The organism is Rhodoferax sp., assembly GCF_023701345.1.
Classification (GTDB): Bacteria; Pseudomonadota; Gammaproteobacteria; order Burkholderiales; family Burkholderiaceae_C; genus Rhodoferax.
In genome coordinates this window covers 1-18,549 of sequence record NZ_JAMPXE010000065.1, presented here as the reverse complement: position 1 = coordinate 18,549, position 18,549 = coordinate 1, and the positions used below count along the sequence as shown (strand labels likewise).

13 protein-coding genes and 1 pseudogene are annotated in these 18,549 nt (G+C 61.1%); 12 read left to right on the top strand and 2 right to left on the bottom strand.

Annotated elements, in window-relative coordinates; translation table 11 throughout:
• Together NDI87_RS10270 and NDI87_RS10265 are read left to right on the top strand one after the other, a co-directional pair.
• Window positions 1–3,239: ATP-binding protein (locus NDI87_RS10270; protein WP_296275117.1), on the top strand; the 3,239-nt coding region annotated here is incomplete at its 5' end.
• Window positions 3,229–4,212 (top strand): response regulator, encoded by a 984-nt coding sequence (locus NDI87_RS10265; RefSeq protein ID WP_296275116.1) that lies wholly within the window; start codon window positions 3,229–3,231, stop codon window positions 4,210–4,212. The genes NDI87_RS10270 and NDI87_RS10265, both read left to right, overlap by 11 nt.
• A gap of 18 nt (window positions 4,213–4,230) precedes the next feature.
• Here the strand turns inward: NDI87_RS10265 and NDI87_RS10260 are convergent, their stop codons facing one another.
• Together NDI87_RS10260 and NDI87_RS10255 are read right to left on the bottom strand one after the other, a co-directional pair.
• On the bottom strand, window positions 4,231–4,809 hold the full coding sequence (locus NDI87_RS10260; protein WP_296275115.1) for a DUF882 domain-containing protein: 579 nt from the start codon (window positions 4,807–4,809) through the stop codon (window positions 4,231–4,233).
• Between the two features lie 38 nt (window positions 4,810–4,847).
• Entirely contained in the window at window positions 4,848–6,356 is a 1,509-nt protein-coding gene (locus NDI87_RS10255; RefSeq protein WP_296275114.1) for a L,D-transpeptidase family protein, read from the bottom strand.
• Window positions 6,357–6,811: 455 nt separating this feature from the next.
• On the opposite strand from NDI87_RS10255, the gene pta reads away from it, so the two are divergent.
• The 10 genes and pseudogenes from pta to NDI87_RS10205 form a co-directional block, all read left to right on the top strand.
• Window positions 6,812–8,863 carry a phosphate acetyltransferase gene (gene pta / locus NDI87_RS10250; RefSeq protein WP_296275113.1) on the top strand — a complete coding sequence of 684 codons (2,052 nt, stop codon included), beginning with the start codon at window positions 6,812–6,814 and terminating at the stop codon, window positions 8,861–8,863.
• A gap of 290 nt (window positions 8,864–9,153) precedes the next feature.
• Entirely contained in the window at window positions 9,154–10,197 is a 1,044-nt protein-coding gene (locus NDI87_RS10245) for an ABC transporter ATP-binding protein (RefSeq protein ID WP_296275112.1), read from the top strand.
• Between the two features lie 62 nt (window positions 10,198–10,259).
• Window positions 10,260–11,567 (top strand): extracellular solute-binding protein, encoded by a 1,308-nt coding sequence (locus NDI87_RS10240; RefSeq protein WP_296275111.1) that lies wholly within the window; start codon window positions 10,260–10,262, stop codon window positions 11,565–11,567.
• A gap of 26 nt (window positions 11,568–11,593) precedes the next feature.
• Window positions 11,594–12,508, top strand: a complete 915-nt coding sequence (locus NDI87_RS10235; protein ID WP_296275110.1) for an ABC transporter permease — start codon at window positions 11,594–11,596, stop codon at window positions 12,506–12,508.
• A 2-nt stretch (window positions 12,509–12,510) separates the two neighbouring features.
• Window positions 12,511–13,392 carry an ABC transporter permease gene (locus NDI87_RS10230; protein WP_296275109.1) on the top strand — a complete coding sequence of 294 codons (882 nt, stop codon included), beginning with the start codon at window positions 12,511–12,513 and terminating at the stop codon, window positions 13,390–13,392.
• Window positions 13,389–14,102: a GntR family transcriptional regulator gene (locus NDI87_RS10225; RefSeq protein WP_296275108.1), complete on the top strand. Its 714-nt coding sequence runs from the start codon at window positions 13,389–13,391 to the stop codon at window positions 14,100–14,102. Before NDI87_RS10230 ends, NDI87_RS10225 begins: the two co-directional genes overlap by 4 nt.
• 2 nt (window positions 14,103–14,104) lie before the next feature.
• Window positions 14,105–14,758 carry an aspartate/glutamate racemase family protein gene (locus tag NDI87_RS10220; protein WP_296275107.1) on the top strand — a complete coding sequence of 218 codons (654 nt, stop codon included), beginning with the start codon at window positions 14,105–14,107 and terminating at the stop codon, window positions 14,756–14,758.
• A gap of 137 nt (window positions 14,759–14,895) precedes the next feature.
• Window positions 14,896–16,170, top strand: a complete 1,275-nt coding sequence (urtA, locus tag NDI87_RS10215; protein ID WP_296275106.1) for an urea ABC transporter substrate-binding protein — start codon at window positions 14,896–14,898, stop codon at window positions 16,168–16,170.
• Between the two features lie 121 nt (window positions 16,171–16,291).
• The gene (gene urtB, locus NDI87_RS10210) at window positions 16,292–17,866 is read left to right on the top strand and encodes an urea ABC transporter permease subunit UrtB (RefSeq protein ID WP_296275105.1); all 1,575 of its coding nucleotides are present in this window, start codon (window positions 16,292–16,294) and stop codon (window positions 17,864–17,866) included.
• Window positions 17,863–18,549, top strand: a pseudogene (locus NDI87_RS10205) (urea ABC transporter permease subunit UrtC); the annotation flags it as partial. The gene urtB and the pseudogene NDI87_RS10205, both read left to right, overlap by 4 nt.

Genomic DNA, 18,549 nt, shown 5'->3' with positions numbered 1-18,549 from the left:
TGGCGGGGCTGCCCATCAGCATTTACGCCGCCAAGTACGGTGTCGACATGGATTTGCTCACGCGCGGGGCGGGTTTTGGCTACATCGGCTCGACGCTGACTTCGCTGATTTATGCCTCGTTCACCTTCATCTTTTTCGCCCTTGAGGCCGCGGTCATGGCCTATGCGCTGGAGCTGGCGCTCGACATTCCGCCGCGCTGGGGTTATCTGATTTGTGCGCTGGTGGTGATCCCGTTGGTCACGCACGGGGTGTCCACCATCAGCCGGCTGCAGGTCTGGACGCAGCCGCTGTGGCTGGTCATGTGGCTGCTGCCCTTCGCCTTTGTGCTGTGGCGCGAGCCCACCGCGTTCGCCGGTGTGATGCACTATATTGGTGACAGGGGTCAGTCGGAGGGTTTTAGCCTGCCCCTGTTTGGTGCAGCGCTGACGGTGGGTGTGGCGCTGATGACGCAAATGGGTGAGCAGGCCGACTACCTGCGTTTCATGCCGGCTTTGACGCTTGCCAACCGCAAGCGCTGGTGGTTCAGCGTGTTGCTGGGTGGGCCGGGCTGGGTGATTTTGGGGGTGCTGAAAATGCTGGGTGGCGCGCTGCTGGCCTACCTGGCCATCAGCCACGCGGTGCCGCTGGAGCGCGCGGTGGACCCAAATCAGATGTACCTGGCGGCCTACGAGTATGTGTTTCCCCATTACGGCTGGGCGGTTGCGGCGACGGCGCTGTTTGTGGTGGTGTCGCAGCTCAAGATCAATGTCACCAACGCCTACGCCGGCTCACTGGCCTGGAGCAACTTTTTCTCGCGCCTGACGCACAGCCACCCGGGGCGCGTGGTGTGGGTGGTGTTCAACACGCTGATCGCCTTCATGCTGATGGAGATGAATGTGTTTGCCGCGCTGGGCGACGTGCTCGGGCTGTATTCCAACATTGCCATTGCCTGGATGATGGCGGTGGTGGCCGATCTGGTCATCAACAAGCCGCTGGGCCTGAGCCCCAAGGGCATTGAATTCAAGCGCGCCTATTTGTACGACATCAACCCGGTGGGCGTCGGCGCCATGGCGCTGGCCTCCATCCTGTCGGTGGCGGCTCACCTGGGATTTTTCGGTCCGCTGGCGCAGGCGTTTTCGGCGCTGATCGCCCTGGCCACCGCCCTGGTCACCTCGCCCCTGATTGCGTGGGCCACGCGGGGCAAGTATTACCTGGCGCGTGCGGCACAAGTTTTGCCGGTTTTGGAAGCGGGTGCTTACCCGCGTTTGCGCCTGCAACGCTGCGTGATCTGCGAGCGCGACTATGAAGGGCCCGACATGGCGCATTGCCCTGCCTACCAGGGGCCGATTTGCTCGCTGTGTTGCACGCTCGATGCCCGTTGTGGTGACCTGTGCAAACCCCATGCCAGCCTGGCCAGCCAGTGGTCGGCGGTGCTGCACTGGTTGATGCCCCGGCGCAGCTGGGCCGTGCTGGACAAAGGGCTGGGCTACTTTTTGCTGTTGATGCTGGTGATCGTGCCGCTGCTGGGCGCTGTGTTTGGCCTGCTGTACAGCCAGGAAACACGGGCGCTGGCGCAGTCGGTGTTCGACGCCCAAATGCTGCAGTCCGGGCAGGAGGCATTACGCTCGGGCTTTGTCAAGTCCTACATGGCTTTGCTGCTGATTGCCGGGCTGGTGGCCTGGTGGGTGGTGCTGGCGCGCATGAGTCGTCAGGTGGCGCAGGAAGAATCCAACCGGCAGACCGGCCTGTTGATGCGCGAAATCGCCTTGCACGCCCAAACCGACGAAGCGCTGCAAAAGGCCAAACAGGTGGCCGAGCAGGCGCGCCATGCCGCAGACCAGGCTAATCAGGCCAAGAGCCGCTACATCAGCGCCATCAGCCATGAGTTGCGCACGCCACTCAACAGCATTCTGGGTTATGCCCAACTGATGGGGCAGGACACCAGCATTCCGGCGCACCGCAAGCAGGCGGTGGCCGTGATCAAGCGCGGCGGCGAGCATTTGCTGTCGCTCATCGAAGGCACGCTGGACCTGGCGCACATCGAGGCCGGCCGGCTCACCCTCAGCCCGCGGCCGCTGGCCTTTGCCGACTTCATGCAGGACCTGGCCGACATGTTTGCGCTTGAGGCCGAGCGCAAGGCACTGCGCTTTGTCTTCGAGGTGCAGGGCAAGCTGCCGGCCGTGGTGCGGGCCGATGAAAAACGGGTGCGTCAGATTTTGCTGAACCTGCTGGGCAACGCCATCAAGTTCACCGCCAGCGGTCAAGTGGTGTTGCGCTTGCGTTACGCCGTCGAGATGGCCCACATCGAGGTCGAAGACACCGGGCCGGGCTTGAGCGCGCAGGACCTGGTCCATGTGTTTGAGCCCTTTGCCCGGGCCAATGTCCCCGGCGTGGGGGCGCCCGGCGCCGGCATGGGCCTGACCATTGCCCGCATGCTGACCGACTTGATGGGGGGAGCGCTCAGCGTCAGCAGCCAGCCGGGTGTGGGCTCGGTGTTCAAGGTCAAGCTCTTCCTGCCCGAGTTACACACCAGTTTGCCAGCCACGGGGGGTGGTGGCGCGCAGCGGGAAGCGCTTTTGGTCGCGCCAGTTAAATCGCGTTTGGGCTATGTCGGGCCGCGCCAGCGGGTGCTGGTGGTGGACAACGAAGAAGCCGACCGGGAGTTGCTGGCGCAAGTGCTGCAACCCCTGGGCTTCGAGGTGCGCACCGCGGCCAGTGGTCATGACGCGCTGGACCTGCTGGCCAGTGGCTACCAGCCCCATGCCGTGTTCATGGACCTGGCCATGCCCGGCATTGACGGCTGGGAAACCGTGCGCCGTGTGCGGGTGCTCGAACAAGCCACGCAGCGCCCGGCCGCGCACATTGCCATCGTCTCGGCCAACGCCTTCGACAAAGGGCTCGACAACGAAGTCGGCCTACCCGGCAAGGACTTTTTCTGCAAACCGGTACGCCACGCCGATCTGCTGGATTGGCTGGGCCAGCGCCTGGGTCTGGTTTGGCAGGAGGCCGTTCAGCCGGTTTGGCAGGCGCCCAAAGCCGTGCCGGTCACCGCGCTGGTTTACCCGGACCGGGCGCAACTTGATGCCTTGCAGGAAGTGGTGACGCTGGGTTTTTACCGTGGCATCCTGAACCAGTTGGACGCGCTGGAGGCAGCGCAGCCCGAGTGCTCGCGGTTTGTCGCCCGCATGCGCGAGCTGGCCCGCCAATTCCAGTTTGAAACCATGAGCCAGCAGCTGGCCGGCATTGACCATGACCAATAACATCAACAAGGTGCTTGACCGCACGCTGGACCGCGCCAACAGCGACGTGGTGCTGATCGTTGATGACGTGCCCGACAACCTGGCGGTGTTGCACGACGCACTCGACGAATCGGGCTACACCGTGCTGGTGGCGCTGAGCGGTGCGGCCGCGCTGCAGCGTGCGGCACAGGCACTGCCCGATGTGGTGCTGCTCGACGCGATGATGCCCGGCATGGACGGTTTTGAGGTGGCGCGCCAGCTCAAGGCCGACCCGCAAACGGCGCACATTCCCATCATTTTCATGACCGGCCTGACCGAGACCGAGCACCTGGTGGCGGCGCTGGAAGCCGGTGGTGTCGATTACGTGACCAAGCCGATCAAGCCGAAAGAGGTGCTGGCGCGCATGGCGGTGCACCTGCAGGGCGCGCGCGAAAAACGCCAGACCCGCAACGCGCTGGATGCCTTTGGCTATGCCAGCATCACCGTGCGTGTGAGTGATGGACGCTTGATGTGGCAAACCTCGCTGGCGCGTGAGTTGCTGATGCGCTACTACGGCACCGACGCGCCCACCACACCCATCCCGGTGTTGACCTGGCTGCGCCGCCACGTGGAGAAGGGCTTGGGCGGTGTCGAGCCGCCGCGTCTGAGCGTTGAAGCCGGTCCCAAACGACTGACGTTCCGACTGCATCAGCAGATTGGCGACAGTGAGGGCGGCGGCGACTGGCTCATCATCATGCAGGAGGTCAGCGACGAGAGCGTGATCGAGGCCATGGCCTTGAGCTTCAAGCTCACGCCGAAGGAAGCCGAAGTGCTGTACTGGGTGGTCAAGGGCAAGATCAACCGCGACATCGGCGACATTGTGGGTTCCAGCCCGATGACCGTGAAAAAACACCTGGAGCATGTGTTTGCCAAATTGGGCGTGGAGACTCGCACCGCCGCCGCCGCCATGGCCATGCGCCGCCTCCGGCAGCTGCAGCCGCAATTCGAGGGCTAGTTTTGTGCAGGCTTAGGGTTACCAGGTGCGCACGCGCCCGGTGTCAATGTGGACAAACTGGTCGCGCGGGTAATAACCCACGCCGCCCGCCTTGAGCGACAGGGCCGCGTCGCGCAACTCGGCCAGCGGCACGCCGGGCAGACGGATGTCGATGGCCTTGCCATCCATGTGCAGGCTGTGGCTGGCCACACCGCCGCCGCGCGTGCTGCGCAGCCGGGCATTGGTGACCGGGCTGCGGTAGCCCGAAATGATTTGATACGACAGCGGTGCTTTCGAGCCCAGCGCCTGGCGCACGTCGTGCAACAGGTCGAACAACTGCGGGTCAATCTGGCCGACGTCGCCCGAGTAATGGTCACGCAGAAAGTGGTTCAGGGAACCCAGCGCCTGGGGCAGGTACTGTTCACCCGAGGCGTACACCAGGTCAATGCGTTCGCGCGTGTGGGTGTGGTCGAGCACCAGACTGCGCACGCTGGGGGCGGAAGCTCGCGCCGAGCGGCCCGCCATGCCCAGCGCGCCGCCAAGCAGCACCACCTGGGCGGAGCGGTGCAGAAAAGTCCGGCGCGAGGGGTGCAGGGGAATCAGTTTCGGACGTGTCATGGCAGGGTATTTTATGAAATCCGGCAATTCGACAAAGCTCATGGGGGTAAGGCAGCCGCATGCTGGCGCAGCGCGCGGGCCAGCAATTGGTCGTGGCCATAGAGGTCGGGGTAAAAAAACACCCGTCCCGCCTTGATTACCACGGTGCTATAGGCAATCAGCACGGTCAGGGGTTGCGCCAGGCGCAGGGTACTGGACTTGCCGCTGGCCATGGCCGAGCGGATGCGCTCCTCCGGCCAGTTCGGGTCGTCCTGCAGCACAAACTTTGCCAGCGCCACCGGATCCTGCACGCGGATGCAACCGTGGCTGAGATCGCGCCGGTCGCGCTCGAACAAGCCGGGAGACGGCGTGTGGTGCAGGTAGATGTTGTCATTGTTGGGGAAGACAAATTTGATATCACCCAGCGCATTTTTCGGTCCCGGCCGCTGGCGGATGCGCCACGCACCCGAGAGCACAGCATCCAGATGCCCTGGCGCCAGGGTGGTGACCACCTGACCGCTGGCAGTGACAAACTCCATGCCCTGGCGCGCCAGATAAGCCGGATCGGCGCGCAGGTGGGGCACGGTTTCCTGGCGCGCAATCGACCGTGGAATGTTCCAGTAGGGACTGAATTCGATGAAGCGCATTTCCTCGTCGAACAGGGGAGTTCGGGTGTCCAGCGCCTTGCCGACGATCACCTTCATGCTCAGCTTGACATGGATGCGCCCGTCCTGCACCTCGTAGGCGCGCAGTACAAACTCCGGCACGTTCACCACCACCATGCGCGCGGCCTGGCGCAAGGGCGTCCAGCGCATCCGCTCCAGACTGAGCGCAATCTGCTCGGCCCGTTGTTCGGGTGGGATGTTCAACTGCTGCAAGGTTTTGGGCCCAAGCACGCCGTCAGGTATCAGTCCGTGGCGTTCCTGAAAGCGCATCAGCGCACCAATCAACTCGCCTTCAAGTCGTACTGGTACCGGTGTTTCGGCGGCCAGATCACCCAGCGCTTGCAGGCGCAGGGCCAGCAGCGGCAAGCCGGCATAGGACTGTCCGGCTTCCAGTTTGCGTCCGGGCAAAGGCGCCAGGGGCGATTGCCAGGCCGGGTGATGGATGAGTGCGCGGTACTGGGCCAGCGCCTGGCGCAGGGGCGCGGCCATGGGCGCCTGGTTGGCCAGTTGCGCCACCGTCTGGCGCAAGCGCTGCTCGCGCACGGTCGTGCTCAGCCATGTGGTGAGATCGGCCGCGGGCTCGCTTGGCAACGAAAAATTGGCTTTGACTTGGCCCGGATTCACCCGACCGCGGCTCAGGTCGTTCAGGTAATGCTGCATCGCCCGGGTCAAGGCGGCATCCAACCGGGCTTGTTGTCCGGGATCAAGCGCCGGGCCAGCGCTGGCCTGTGCCACTGCCTGGCCCAGGTCGACGGCCTGGTAATGGTGCGGGTCCATTCCGTCATCGGCAGCAGCGAGCAGAATCTGGACCGCCTGCTGCGCCTGCAGACTGGGCCGGTTGGCGTCAAACCAAAGGAGTGTTGCCGTGGTCAGGGGGTCAGCTGCTGCGAATGGGGCAATCATGCCCACCAGGAGCCAGGCGCAAGCAAGCCACCAACGCATCAGCCAGGAGCGGATATCATGAACCAGGGCTGTTGTTGTCCTGAACTTCGCACTTGACGGGCTCAAGCTCGATGGGCTTGTCATGGGTAGTCATAACATACTCCTTTGGTGTAGCCTTACGGCAAGTTGTTGTCGAGGGCGGGGATGGCGATGGCAGTTCTGGAGCTTTGATTCTGGCCACCTCATGGGGATTTGTCCAGCCCAATCTCCCCAACGTTCCAGTACGCGGATAACACCACTCGGATAACAGTGAGGCCGGCCAAGATGGCACAGGTTTCAGTGGTGAATTAATATTGATTGAGGTCAATAAATTGATGTTTTAAACCTAGGGTTAACCCTTGGTTGCGTTATGATGCAGTGCACAATTTCTACGCCAGTTGACTGCAGGATTGGCGATAACCAGCGGAGTTTTCCCCATGCGTTCGTATTTCGTTGCGGCGACACAACCCAACGTCGGCCTCACTTCGGTTTCACTCGGTCTGTTGCGGGCACTGCAACGGCGTGGACTGAAGGTGGCGTTTGTCAAGCCAGTCACCAAGCGCACGCCAGACAGCGAACCTTCGGTCCTGTTCGCACGCAACATCTGCAAGGTTGCGAACACGCCCGACCCATTGCCCATGAGCTTGGTGACACAGTACGTCACCAGTGGCAAAACCGATGAACTGCTCGAAGACATCGTCAGCCTGGCCATGTCAGCCACCGAAGGGGCCGATGTGCTGGTGGTCGAAGGTATTCATGCCGATCCGAGCCGTGCCTTCATTCCGCGCCTGTCGGGTGACATCGCCAGAAGCCTGCAGGCGGACGTGGTGCTGGTGGCCAGCGGCGCGGACGCGGAGGGTATCGCCCAGACCCACTACCTGATTGCCCAGGTGCGCCAGGCTGGACGCCAGGTGGTGGGCGTCATCTTCAACCGCGCGGCGCCCGACTTCGATGAAGCCGCCGTTGCCAAACAACTGGGCGGCGTGCCGATCTGGGGCATCATCAAAAACAACCCGGCACTGTCCGCGCCGCGCACCCTCGACGTGGCCCGCCATCTGGGCGCCGAGGTGATGATCGAAGGCCAAATTGCGACCCGGCGCGTACTGGACACCGTGCTGGCGGCCCGCTCGGTCACCGAAGTCATTCCGCGCCTGATACCGGGTGCGCTGGTGATCAGTGCCGGCGACCGCGACGATGTCATTTTGGCCACCGCGCTGGCGGAAAGCAACGGCATCGAACTGGCGGGTCTGGTGCTGACGCACAACAGCTACATCAGCCCGCGCATCGAGCGTTTTGGCTCGCGCGCTTTCCACAGTGGCTTGCCGGTGTTGCGCACCCATGGCGACAGTTTCGAGACCGCCGCGCGCGTCAGCCGTTTGCCGCTGGCGGTGCCGCTGGACGATTTGAGTCGGATGGATACCGTGATCGACAGCCTGGCGGAGCAACTTGACGGTGACGCGATATGCGCCGGACTGGAGCTTGCCGCATCGACCCGCATGTCGCCCCCGGCCTTCCGTTACCAGTTGATTCAGAAGGCGCGCGCGGCCAACAAACGCATCGTGCTGCCAGAAGGCGATGAGCCGCGCACGATTCGTGCGGCGGCGATCTGCACCCAAAAAGGTATTGCGCGCTGCGTGTTGTTGGGCCAGCGCAAGGTGATCCAGTCGGTTGCCGACTCGCTGGGCATCGAATTGCCGCCGGGGCTTGAGATTCTTGAACCCAGTCAGATTGCCGAACGCTATGTCGCGCCGATGATGGAACTGCGCAAAAGCAAGGGACTGACGTCGGGTCAGGCGCTGATTGCATTGGAAGACACCGTTGTGCTTGGCACCATGATGCTGGCGGTCGATGAAGTCGATGGGCTGGTCAGCGGTGCGGTTCACACCACAGCCAACACGGTGCGCCCGGCACTGCAATTGATCAAGACGGCACCGGGTTCGACAATTGTTTCGTCCTGTTTCTTCATGCTCATGCCCGAGCAGGTGCTGGTTTATGCCGATTGTGCAATCAACCCCGACCCAACGGCCCAACAGCTTGCCGATATCGCCAAGCAGAGCGCCGACAGCGCACTGGCCTTTGGCATTGATCCCAAAGTCGCCATGATCAGCTACAGCACGGGGGTATCCGGATCAGGCGAGGGCGTCGAGAAGGTGCGCATTGCCACAGAACTGGCCAAGGCGCGCTGGCCGGAGTTGGTGCTCGACGGCCCGATGCAGTACGACGCGGCGACCGTGCGTGATGTCGCAGCGCAAAAGGCGCCGGGCAGTCCCGTTGCCGGGCAGGCCACGGTGTTTGTGTTTCCCGACCTCAACACGGGCAACACGACCTACAAGGCGGTGCAGCGTTCGGCCAACGTCGTGTCGGTGGGCCCGATGCTGCAGGGCTTGCGCAAGCCGGTGAATGATTTGTCGCGCGGTGCGCTGGTTGACGACATTGTTTTTACCATCGCGCTGACCGCCATCCAGGCGGAGTCAATGGCTCGGCAATGAGTTTGGCGCAACACCTGATGAATAGGCGCACTCTGCCGCTGGCAGGGTGCGCAGCCAGGCAATTGTCGACCAGGTAACGGCAGCGTTCAACGGCAAACACGTAAATTCAATACCACGTTCAGAATTCTTGGAGCATCCTTTGGTTGCCAGATTTGCACTGGGTTTGCCCGCGACTTGCACCAAAACTGAATGACACCCAGACAATGAGCACCAAGCGCGTGCAATTTTGTATGCAATTCATGGTTTAAACCGTACACAATCCTGGCACGGGTTTTGCGGTTAACTTGGTCATGAACGCCAAAACGCCTGTATTACACGCTGACGCCATCGAACTGGTTGCACTGACCAAGTGCTATGCGCAGGGCAAGCCTGCGGTAGACGGTATCAACCTGCGCATTGCCAGCGGCAGTTATTGTTGCCTGTTGGGTCCATCGGGTTGCGGCAAGAGTACGACGCTGCGCATGATTGCCGGACACGAGTCGGTGACTGCCGGTGACATCCTGCTGGAAAACCGCAATATCACCGATTTGCCCGCCGCTGCGCGCGGCACCGCCATGATGTTCCAGAGCTTTGCGTTATTTCCCCACCTCAGTGCACTGGACAATGTGGCCTTTAGCCTGAAGATGAAGGGCGTGGACAAGGCGACGCGCCAGCAACGCGCGGCGGACCTGCTGGAGCGCGTGGCCATGGGGCATCTGAGCGCCCGCAAACCGGCCGAACTTTCGGGGGGGCAACAGCAGCGCGTGGCGTTGGCGCGTGCGTTGATTACCCAGCCACGGGTGTTGCTGCTTGATGAGCCTTTGTCTGCATTGGATCCATTTTTGCGCATCCAGATGCGCGCTGAGTTGCGCCGTTGGCAAAAAGAGCTGGGGCTGACCTTCATCCATGTCACGCATTCCCAGGAAGAAGCCATGGCGCTGGCTGACACCATGGTGGTGATGAACCACGGTGTCATCGAGCAAATGGGGTCGCCGCACGACATCTACAACCGGCCGGTGAGCGAATTTGTGGCGCGTTTCATGGGGGGGCACAACGTGCTCAGCACTGCGGCCGGCAAGATCAGCGTACGCGCCGATCACATGCAGCTGGCACCCGATACGCAAGGGTTGGCTGATGGTGACAACAACAAACGCGCGGTTATCACCGACATTGAATACCAAGGCACCTATGTGCTGGTGGGCTTGCAAAATCCCGGCGAAAGTCTCTCGGCCAGTGCCACGGCAGAGATGTCGGTGATGGTGTCAGAAGCTGGCTTTGCCGGGCAGTCCTTTGCTGTTGGGCAGAGTGTGCAGTTGTCCTGGCTGCCCGAGGCATCGCATGCGCTTGTTCATTGAGTTACCGTTTCCCCACCCCCCGCTTCGCAAGAAGATTTCACCTATCCACCAGGAGTTTCGCCATGACTGACTTCACCAAAACCATCACTGACATCGCTTCAGGCGTTGCCACAGGCACACTTGAGGCCTCTGTGCCGCGCCGTTCCCTGCTCAAGGGTACGGCGGGTATTTTGGCTGCCGGCATGTTCCCGGCCGTGCACGCACAGGAAAAAATCGTGTTGCGCTACCTGGGCACCGCGGTCAACCAGGACAAGACCATTGCCGAAAAGTTTGAAAAAGACACGGGTATCAAGATCCAGTACGTGGCCGTCACCACCGACGATGTGACCAAGCGCGCCGTCACCGCGCCTAACAGCTTCGACCTGATCGACACCGAGTACTTCTCGCTCAAGAAGATCGTGCCCACCGGCAACCTCAAGGGCATCGACGTCAAGAAGATCAAGAACGCCGACAAGATCACCCCGCTGTTCACCACCGGCACCGTGGCCGGCAAGGCCGTGGGCGACCAGGGCACGGCGCCCAAGAAGGTGATTTACCTCGAAAGCGAAAAGAGCAAGGTCTTTGCCAAGAGCCCGACGCAGTTCATGTCGCTCATTCCGACGGTTTACAACGCCGACACGCTGGGTATCCGTCCCGACCTGATCAAGCGCCCAATCAACTCCTGGGCCGAGCTGCTCAACCCCGAGTTCAAGGGCAAGGCGGCCATCTTGAACATCCCGTCGATCGGCATCATGGACGCGGCGATGGTGGTGGAAGCCATGGGCATCTACAAATACCCCGACAAGGGCAACATGACCAAGAAGGAAATCGACCTGACGATCAAGACCCTGATCGAAGCCAAGAAGCAAGGCCAGTTCCGCAGCCTGTGGAAAGACTTCAACGAGTCGGTCAACCTGATGGCCTCGGGCGAGGTGGTGATCCAGTCGATGTGGTCCCCGGCCGTGACTGCCGTGCGCACCAAGGGCATTGCCTGCAACTTCCAGCCGCTCAAGGAGGGCTACCGAGCCTGGGCGGCCGGCTTTGGCCTGCCGGCCACACTCTCGGGCCGCAAGCTCGACGGCGCCTATGAATTCATCAACTGGTTCCTCGACGGCTGGGCCGGCGCTTACCTGAACCGCCAGGGCTATTACAGCGCCGTGCTCGATACCGCCAAGTCCCAGATGGAGGCCTACGAGTGGGCCTACTGGATGGAAGGCAAGCCCGCCAGCCAGGACATCAAGAGCCCCACGGGCGACGTGCTGGCCAAGGCCGGCCAGATTCGTGACGGTGGCAGCTACGAGGCCCGCATGGGCGGCATCGCCTGCTGGAACGCCGTGATGGACGAGAACAACTACATGGTCCAGAAATGGAATGAGTTCGTCGCGGCTTAAATGGCTTCTGCGGAAGTGAAATAAGTATGAATCCATCTCTCCAGGCTTCACTTCCGGGCGCATCGCCTGCCTCGGACCGCAGCATCGCGGCCTGGTGGCAGGCGGCACCACTCACGCTGGTGTTCGTGGTGTTTTTTCTGGTGCCGCTGGCGCTGATTTTGATGGTCAGCTTCTGGGATTTCAACGAGTACGAGTTACTGCCAGATTTCACCATCAAGCATTACCTGGCGATTTTTGAAGGCTGTAGCAACACCGAGGACCTGTGCGTCACCTTGCGGACTTATCTGTCCACTTTCAAGTTCAGTTTCCTGGTCTGGCTGATCACGCTGGTGATTGGTTTTACCGTGTCTTACTTTCTGGCGTTTCATGTGCGCTCAAACGGCATGCAAACCTTGCTGTTTGTGTTGTGCACAATTCCGTTCTGGACCTCCAATGTGATCCGCATGATTTCCTGGGTGCCGTTGCTGGGGCGCAACGGGCTGGTGAATCAGAGCCTGATGGGCGCGGGGCTGATAGACACGCCGATTGAGTGGCTGCTTTTTTCGGATTTCTCAGTGGTGTTGGCCTTCGTGCACTTGTACACCATGTTCATGATCGTGCCGATTTTCAACAGCATGATGCGCATTGACCGCAGCCTGATCGAGGCGGCCAATGACAGCGGGGCTTCGCCGTGGCAAACGCTGTGGAACGTGATTGTGCCCCTGAGTCGCACCGGCATCATCATCGGTTCCATTTTTGTCATCACCATTGTCATGGGGGATTTTGTCACCATTGGCGTGATGGGTGGCCAGCAGATTGCCTCCATTGGCAAGATCATTCAGGTGCAGACGTCTTATCTGCAGTTTCCTCTGGCAGCGGCCAACGCCGTGATTTTGCTCGCACTGGTATTGATGATCATCTGGGCATTGACCCGCCTGGTCGACATCCGAAAGGAACTTTGAACATGAACTCAGACAATCGCACGGCTGGCTTCTGGTTTCTGGCACTTTTTTTTACAGCCTTCGTGCTGTTTTTGTACGGGCCGATGCTGGTCATTGTGGTGCTGAGTTTTCAGGGCTCTGAAGGAGGCCTGACCTTTCCACTGCGCGGCTTATCCCTGCACTGGTTTGGCAAACTGGCCGAGGGCCTGGGCGTGGTGGACATTGGTGCCGCACTTCGGCGCTCACTGGCTCTGGGCACTGCGGTGATGGTGTTCACCGTGCTGTTCTCGGTGCTGGCCGGGCTGGCGTTTCGCAAGAAGCTGGCGGGCGGCAATGCGCTGTTTTACGTGGTGGTGGCCAGCCTGATCATGCCGTCGATCATTGTCTCGCTGGGCATCGGGCTGGAATTCCGACTCATCGACAGCGGCATCAAGTGGACGCTGGAGGCCTTGGGCATGACCCCTGCGCTGGAGAGTTACGGCACCGCGCTGGGGCTGTTCACTTCGGCACTCGGCGCGCACCTGACCTGGACGCTGCCTTTTGGCCTGCTCATCATGTTTGCTGTCTTCAACCGCTTCAACCCGGCCTATGAAGAGGCGGCCTGCGATCTGGGCGCCTCGCCCTGGCAGGGGTTCAGGCACGTGGTGCTGCCCCTGATTGCGCCTTCCATCGTGGGCATTGGCATGTTTGGTTTTACCTTGAGCTGGGATGAGATCGCCCGCACTTCCCAAGCCATTGGCGACGTCAATACCTTGCCGCTGGAGTTGCAGGGCCTCACCACCACCGTGACCACCCCGTCCATTTACGCGCTGGGCACCGTGACCACCGTCGTCTCCTTGTTGGTGATGGCGCTGGCCATCGGTCTGGCCCGGTGGCTGGGCAGAAGACAACAAGGCGCACAATGAGTGAGACAACAGGGACAGTACCGTTGACCGATAACGACATGTACGAGCGCATGATCTCCGCCATTCTGGATCGCCGTTTGCCGCCCGGCACCAAACTGGGGGAAGATAAACTGGCCAGCGCGTTCGGCGTTTCACGCACCCGCATCCGGCCGATGCTGGTGCGTCTGGCCAATGAGCAGGTGGTGACCCTTACCCCAAACCGGGGCGCGACCATTGCGCAACCTACGGAGCGGGAAGCGCACGAGGTTTTTGCCGTACGAAGACTGATCGAGCCGACCTTGGTCGAACTCTTCATGATCCGGGCCACGGATGCCGACATGGCACAACTCAAGCAGTGCATTGACGATGAAGAGGCCGCGCGCGAAGCTGGTGACATGCGCCGAGCCATCCGGCTCTCGGGTGAATTTCATCTGTTGATTGCGCAAGGGGCGAACCATCAGACGCTGGGGCGCATTCTGCGTGAACTAACCTCGCGCACCACGCTGATTTTGATGACATACAGCAGCGTGCATGCATTTGAGCGCAAGGATCTATCGGCCTGCGGCTGCCGTGAACACCGGGCGCTGCTCGATGCCATCCGGCTGCGTGATGCGCGTGAGGCGGCGATCCGCATGCAGGACCACCTGACCCGGCTCGAGTCGCAATTGCAGTTCAATCTGCCCATAGACAGCGTTCCCGATCTGAACGGGTTGTTTGGTTCGGTGGCCTGACCATGCGCCGACTGCTGGTCATCAACCCCAACACCTCAGCCAACGTGACTGCGCTGTTGCGACAGCATGTGCAGGTGGCCGCAGGCTCGCACGTTCAGGTGCGTGCGGTTACTGCCCGTTTTGGTGCGCCCTACATTGCGGATGAAGCCAGCTATGCAGTGGCCGGCCATGCCACACTGGATGCCTGGGCTGCCGAATTGGCGCAATCTGAAGCTGCGCCTGACACCGTCTTGATCGGATGTTTTGGCGATCCGGGTTTGATGGCCTTGCGCGAAATCAGTCCGGTGCCGGTGACGGGGCTGGCAGAGGCGGCCTTTATTGAAGCCGCCCGCCATGGCCGTTTTGCCATTGTGACGGGGGGCGAACGCTGGGGTCCCATCCTGCAAAGACTGGCCCAGTCGCTGGGCCATGTCCAGGCGCTGGCCGGCATCCACACAGTAGCGCCCACCGGTGCGCAGTTGGCCGCTGACCCGGTGGCTGCACGGCAGTTGTTGACCAGGGCTTGCCTGGATGCTGTGCACCAGTTGGGTGTGCAAGCCGTGATTCTCGGTGGGGCCGGATTGGCAGGGATGGCCGCCGGGATTCAGCCCCATGTGCCTGTGCCGCTTGTGGACAGCGTGACGGCAGGCGCTCATTGGGCCCTGCGCACACCGTGAAACCCATCCCTACGCCACTCGGCGTATTTCCCAATTGCCTGCGCTTCCCTAAAGTCAAACCATCGCTGAGCAGAAGTCTGAGCCAAGCATCAGACCCAAGCCCGGCGACAACGGTTTCATCAACTTTGGAGTAGCACATGCAATCTTTGAACTCACGTCGTTTTACGCTCAAGGCGCTCACCGCTGCCGTCGCGCTCACCACCCTGACGGCGCTGCCAGCGCTCGCTGCCGACACCATCAAGGTCGGCATCTTGCACAGCCTCTCAGGCACCATGGCCATTTCGGAAACCGTGTTGAAAGACACCGTGCTGATGGCGATTGACGAGATCAACGCCAAGGGCGGCCTGCTCGGCAAGAAGCTCGAGCCCGTGGTGGTGGACCCGGCGTCCAACTGGCCGCTGTTTGCCGAGAAGACCAAGCAGTTGCTGGGTCAGGACAAGGTCGATGTGATCTTTGGCTGCTGGACCAGCGTGTCGCGCAAGTCGGTCTTGCCCGTGGTTGAAGAAATGAACGGCCTGCTGTTCTACCCGGTGCAGTACGAAGGTGAAGAGCTGTCCAAAAACGTGTTCTACACCGGCGCCGCACCGAACCAGCAAGCCATCCCGGCAGTGGACTATCTGATGAGCAAGGACGGCGGTTCGGCCAAGCGCTGGGTGCTGCTGGGTACCGACTATGTCTACCCCCGCACCACCAACAAGATTTTGCGCGCCTACCTCAAGTCCAAGGGTGTGAAAGACACCGACATTGACGAGAAGTACACCCCGTTTGGCCACTCCGATTACCAGACCATCGTGGCTGACATCAAAAAATTCTCCGCCGGTGGCAAGACCGCTGTGGTCTCCACCATCAACGGCGACTCCAATGTGCCCTTCTACAAGGAACTGGGCAACGCCGGCCTGAAGGCCAAGGACGTGCCCGTGGTGGCGTTCAGCGTGGGTGAAGAAGAGCTGCGCGGTGTCGACACCAAGCCGCTGGTGGGCCATCTGGCGGCCTGGAACTATTTCCAGTCGATCAAGAACCCGACCAACACCGAGTTCATCAAGAAATGGGCCGCTTACGCCAAGGCCAAGGGCATCGCCGGTCACAAGGACAAGCCTTTGACCAACGACCCGATGGAAGCCACTTACATCGGCATCAACATGTGGAAACAGGCGGTTGAAAAAGCCAAGTCCACCGATGTCGACAAGGTGATTGTCGCCATGGCCGGCCAGACCTTCAAGGCGCCGAGTGGCATCGTCAGCAAGATGGATGAAAAAAATCACCACCTGCACAAATCGGTGTTCATTGGCGAGATCAAGGCCGACGGCCAGTTCAACGTGGTCTGGAAAACACCCGGCCCGGTGAAAGCCAAGCCATGGAGCCCGTACATCGAAGGCAATGCATCCAAGCCGGATGAGCCGGCGAAGAAGTAAGGCGCATCACGTCATTGCGAGTCAGCTGTATCCGGCCCGAGAGCTCGCTCGCAATGACAAATTTTTGAAGAAATTGCAGTGTGGGCGCTGCCAACGTGCCCACCCTACAGCCTTTTCTTATATGTCGCTACCAAAACTATTTTTCATTGCCATTGTGTCGATCGCTGTGAACGCCCATGCGATCAGCGTGGACGAGGCCAACGCCATCAGCATGGGTGAGACCGATGCCCGCATCGAGGCCTTGAACCAGGCCGTGGCCCATGCCGATGCCGGCACCGCGCTGTTTTTGCAGGCGCTGGCCGATGATGCGGTCAAGCTGGTTCGCGGCAAGGCCATCATGGTCCGGGACGACAAGGGCATCGACCCCGCCTCGGGCGCTGAATTTGCGCTGCCTGACGATGCCGAGGACGTCATCAACAACAACCGTATGCGCGGCGAAATCGACTCGGCCCTGGCTGCGCTCAAGCTGTTTTCCAAGGATGACAGCGTGCGCATGGCTGCGGTGCAACAGATGCAAAGCGATGCCGACCCGAGCAAGCTGGCGCTGATCGTACAAGCCTTGAAAGCCGAGCAAAACCCCAAAATCAGGGACCAACTGGCCCTGGTGCGCGCGGCGGCGCTGCTGGGAAGTGACGACAGGGCCCTGCGCCTGGAAGCGGCTGCCTTGTTGGGCTCCAGCAACCAGTCCGGAACCAAGACCATCCTGCTGGCGCACCTGCAGACCGAGTCTGATGCCACGGTCAAGGCAGCATTGGGCAAGGCACTGCGCGAGGTCGAGTCCAGGCTGGCCTGGGGCGACAAGCTGGGCGCGGTGTTCAGTGGCATCAGCCTCGGCAGCATCCTGCTGCTGGTGGCGCTGGGCCTGGCCATCACCTACGGCCTGATGGGCGTCATCAACATGGCGCACGGCGAGCTCATGATGATTGGCGCTTACGCCACCTACGTGGTGCAGGGCCTGTTTCAAACCTACCTGCCCGGTGCCTTTGACTGGTATTTGCTGGCGGCAGTGCCGGTGGCCTTCATGGCCTCTGCGCTGATGGGCGTGCTGCTGGAACGCACCGTGATCCGCTTCCTGTACGGCCGGCCTCTGGAGACCTTGCTGGCCACCTGGGGCATCAGCCTGATGCTGATGCAATTGGTCCGCACGATCTTTGGTGCGCAAAACGTGGGTGTGGAAAACCCCTCGTGGATGAGCGGCGGCGTGCAGGTGCTGGGTAACTTGTCGCTGCCGTTCAACCGGCTGGTCATCATCGGTTTTGCCCTCTTTGTGCTGGGCTCGGTGGCCTGGCTGATTGGTAAAACAAGATTGGGCCTGTTTGTGCGCGGTGTCACACAAAACCGGCCCATTGCCTCGTGTATGGGTGTCAACACCGCGCGCATCGACACCTACGCCTTTGCCCTGGGTTCTGGCATTGCCGGGCTGGCGGGGTGTGCCCTGAGCCAGGTCGGCAATGTCGGGCCGGACCTGGGCCAGGGCTACATCGTCGATGCCTTCATGGTGGTGGTGCTGGGCGGTGTCGGACAACTGGCGGGTACCGTGTATGCCGCCTTGGGCCTGGGCATTTTGAACAAATTTCTGGAAGGCTGGGCGGGCGCGGTGCTGGCCAAGATTGCCGTGCTGGTGTTCATCATCATCTTTATCCAGAAACGTCCGCAAGGCATCTTCGCCATGAAGGGCCGGAGCGCAGAAGCATGAGTACGACTAACCTGACTTCAACCGTTCACCCTGAGCTTGTTGAAGGGCTTCCTGCGCCTTCACCGCTGCTGACCCGCACCGGCTGGAGCGCCTTCATCCTCGCCTTGATCGTGGTCTGTGCCGTGGCACCTGTGCTCAATCTGCTGGTGCCTGCCGACAGCGTTTTCCACTTGAGTGACTACGCCGTGGGTTTGCTCGGCAAGATCATGTGTTACGCCATTGCTGCGCTGGCGATGGACCTGATCTGGGGTTTTAGTGGCATTCTGAGCCTGGGCCATGGCCTGTTCTTTGCGCTCGGTGGTTACGTCATGGGCATGTACCTGATGCGCCAGATTGGCACCGATGGCAATTACAAAAGCAACTTGCCGGACTTCATGGTGTTCCTGGACTGGAAAGAGCTGCCCTGGCACTGGACGTTTTCTGACAGCTTTGGTGCCACCCTGATTTTGATTGTGGCGGTGCCGGGGCTGGTGGCCTTTGTTTTTGGTTACTTCGCCTTCCGTTCGCGCATCAAGGGCGTGTACTTTTCCATCATCACCCAGGCTCTGACCTTTGCCGCGATGCTGCTGTTCTTTCGCAACGAGACTGGTTTTGGCGGCAACAACGGCTTCACCGACTTCAAGCGGATTCTGGGGATTCCGGTGGCCACACAAGAGATGCGCATGACGCTGTTTGTGCTGACT

Excerpts from the sequence above, each read along its gene's own strand:
- NDI87_RS10265 (WP_296275116.1), top strand. The coding sequence starts at position 3,229 with ATGACCAATAACATCAACAAGGTGCTTGACCGCACGCTGGACCGCGCC.
- NDI87_RS10260 (WP_296275115.1), bottom strand. The coding sequence starts at position 4,809 with ATGACACGTCCGAAACTGATTCCCCTGCACCCCTCGCGCCGGACTTTT.
- NDI87_RS10255 (WP_296275114.1), bottom strand. The coding sequence starts at position 6,356 with ATGATTGCCCCATTCGCAGCAGCTGACCCCCTGACCACGGCAACACTC.
- pta (WP_296275113.1), top strand. The coding sequence starts at position 6,812 with ATGCGTTCGTATTTCGTTGCGGCGACACAACCCAACGTCGGCCTCACT.
- NDI87_RS10245 (WP_296275112.1), top strand. The coding sequence starts at position 9,154 with ATGAACGCCAAAACGCCTGTATTACACGCTGACGCCATCGAACTGGTT.
- NDI87_RS10240 (WP_296275111.1), top strand. The coding sequence starts at position 10,260 with ATGACTGACTTCACCAAAACCATCACTGACATCGCTTCAGGCGTTGCC.
- NDI87_RS10235 (WP_296275110.1), top strand. The coding sequence starts at position 11,594 with ATGAATCCATCTCTCCAGGCTTCACTTCCGGGCGCATCGCCTGCCTCG.
- NDI87_RS10230 (WP_296275109.1), top strand. The coding sequence starts at position 12,511 with ATGAACTCAGACAATCGCACGGCTGGCTTCTGGTTTCTGGCACTTTTT.
- NDI87_RS10225 (WP_296275108.1), top strand. The coding sequence starts at position 13,389 with ATGAGTGAGACAACAGGGACAGTACCGTTGACCGATAACGACATGTAC.
- NDI87_RS10220 (WP_296275107.1), top strand. The coding sequence starts at position 14,105 with ATGCGCCGACTGCTGGTCATCAACCCCAACACCTCAGCCAACGTGACT.
- urtA (WP_296275106.1), top strand. The coding sequence starts at position 14,896 with ATGCAATCTTTGAACTCACGTCGTTTTACGCTCAAGGCGCTCACCGCT.
- urtB (WP_296275105.1), top strand. The coding sequence starts at position 16,292 with ATGTCGCTACCAAAACTATTTTTCATTGCCATTGTGTCGATCGCTGTG.